Source organism: Mesorhizobium sp. M7D.F.Ca.US.004.03.1.1 (assembly GCF_003998635.1).
In the GTDB taxonomy this organism is placed as follows: Bacteria; Pseudomonadota; Alphaproteobacteria; order Rhizobiales; family Rhizobiaceae; genus Mesorhizobium; species Mesorhizobium loti.
This window is the reverse complement of sequence record NZ_RZQG01001129.1, coordinates 1-1,697: the sequence shown is the minus strand read 5'-3', so window position 1 is coordinate 1,697 and position 1,697 is coordinate 1. Positions and strand designations below refer to the sequence as shown.

At 64.3% G+C, this 1,697-nt stretch carries 1 protein-coding gene and 1 pseudogene; both read left to right on the top strand.

The genetic code is table 11. The annotated features are described in order from the left end of the window. Positions 1-1,325: 1-deoxy-D-xylulose-5-phosphate synthase (gene dxs, locus EN935_RS34685; RefSeq protein ID WP_127374162.1), on the top strand; the 1,325-nt coding region annotated here is incomplete at its 5' end. Between the two features lie 149 nt (positions 1,326-1,474). After that, positions 1,475-1,684, top strand: a pseudogene (locus tag EN935_RS34680) (hypothetical protein); the annotation flags it as partial. Between the last annotated feature and the right edge of the window lie 13 nt (positions 1,685-1,697).

The window sequence follows — 1,697 nt, the reverse complement described above, 5'->3', positions numbered from 1 at the left end:
GTCTGGCCTCGGGCAAGGCCTATATCGGCCTGCGCGATTTCGGCAAGAAACTGACATCCTATCTCGGCAAGCGGGCGGATCGTGCGATTACAAGGGCGGTCGAGCATGCTCGCGGCTACGTCACCGGCGGCACGCTGTTCGAGGAGCTCGGTTTCTACCACATCGGCCCGATCGACGGTCACAATCTCGAGCATCTGATCCCGGTCCTGAAAAATGTCCGCGACAATGGCGAAGGCCCGGTGCTGATCCATGTCGTGACCCAGAAGGGCAAGGGCTACGCGCCGGCGGAGGCCGCCGCCGACAAGTATCACGGCGTCAACAAGTTCGACGTCATCACCGGCGCGCAGGCCAAGGCGCCGGCCAACGCACCGGCCTACACCAAGGTATTCGCCGAAAGCCTGGTTCAGGAAGGCCGTGAGGACGACCGTATCGTCGCCGTCACCGCCGCCATGCCGAGCGGCACCGGCCTCGACCTGTTCGGCGAAGCGTTTCCGTCGCGGATATTCGATGTCGGCATCGCCGAACAGCACGCTGTGACCTTCGCCGCCGGCCTTGCCACCGAAGGCTACAAGCCGTTCGCCGCGATCTATTCGACCTTCCTGCAGCGCGCCTACGACCAGGTCGTCCACGACGTCGCCATCCAGAAATTGCCGGTGCGCTTTCCCATCGACCGGGCCGGCTTCGTCGGTGCCGATGGCGCGACCCATTGCGGCGCCTTCGACACCACCTTCCTGGCGACCTTGCCGGGTTTCGTCGTCATGGCGGCGGCCGACGAGGCGGAGCTGCGCCACATGGTGCGCACCGCGGCGAGCTATGATGAAGGCCCGATTGCCTTCCGCTATCCGCGCGGCAATGGCGTCGGCGTCGACATGCCGGAACGTGGCTCGGTTCTCGAAATCGGCAAGGGCCGCATCGTCAAGGAGGGCACCAAGGTCGCATTGCTGTCCTTCGGCACGCGGCTGCAGGATTGTCTGATCGCCGCTGAGGAGCTTGGCGCTGCGGGGCTCTCCACCACGGTCGCCGATGCCCGTTTCGCCAAGCCGCTCGACGAAGATCTGATCCGGCGGCTGGCCCGCTCGCATGAGGTTCTGGTAACAGTGGAAGAGGGCGCCGTCGGCGGCTTTGCCAGCCATGTGCTGCAGTTCCTCGCCCACGAAGGCCTGCTGGAAAGCGGCCTGAAGGTGCGCCCGCTGGTGTTGCCCGACGCGTTCACCGACCACGCCAAGCCCGAGAAGATGTATGCCGATGCCGGGCTCGACGCAGCCGGCATCGTGCGCACGGTCTTCGTCGCGCTCGGGCACAGCACCCGCGCCCAGCGCGCCTGAATCAAAGTCTCAAAGACTTGAATCAGTTTGCCGGCCAACGATCTTAAGGCATTGTTTACGCTGACGTTTGGCTTTTCGCTTACCGTGTCTCTTGGCCGTTTTTCAACGGCGCCCTGCTAGATCATTGGCCAGGCAGGGAGACAACAACAATGAAAACGCTTCTGTGCGGCGTAGCGCTTTGCGCCGTCCTCGTCGCGCCGGCCGTCGCCGAAACGCGCTATGATCGCAGCCTCGAAAAGGCGGCGGTGGGCATCGTCGCCGGCAAGATGGGCGACATCCGCGGCGGTTTTTCCTACAAGCAGGTGCCGCAATTGGTGGTCCTGCCGGACCCTGTCTCCGCGCCTGCGGTTGCGACCGAGCCTTCACGTTAGC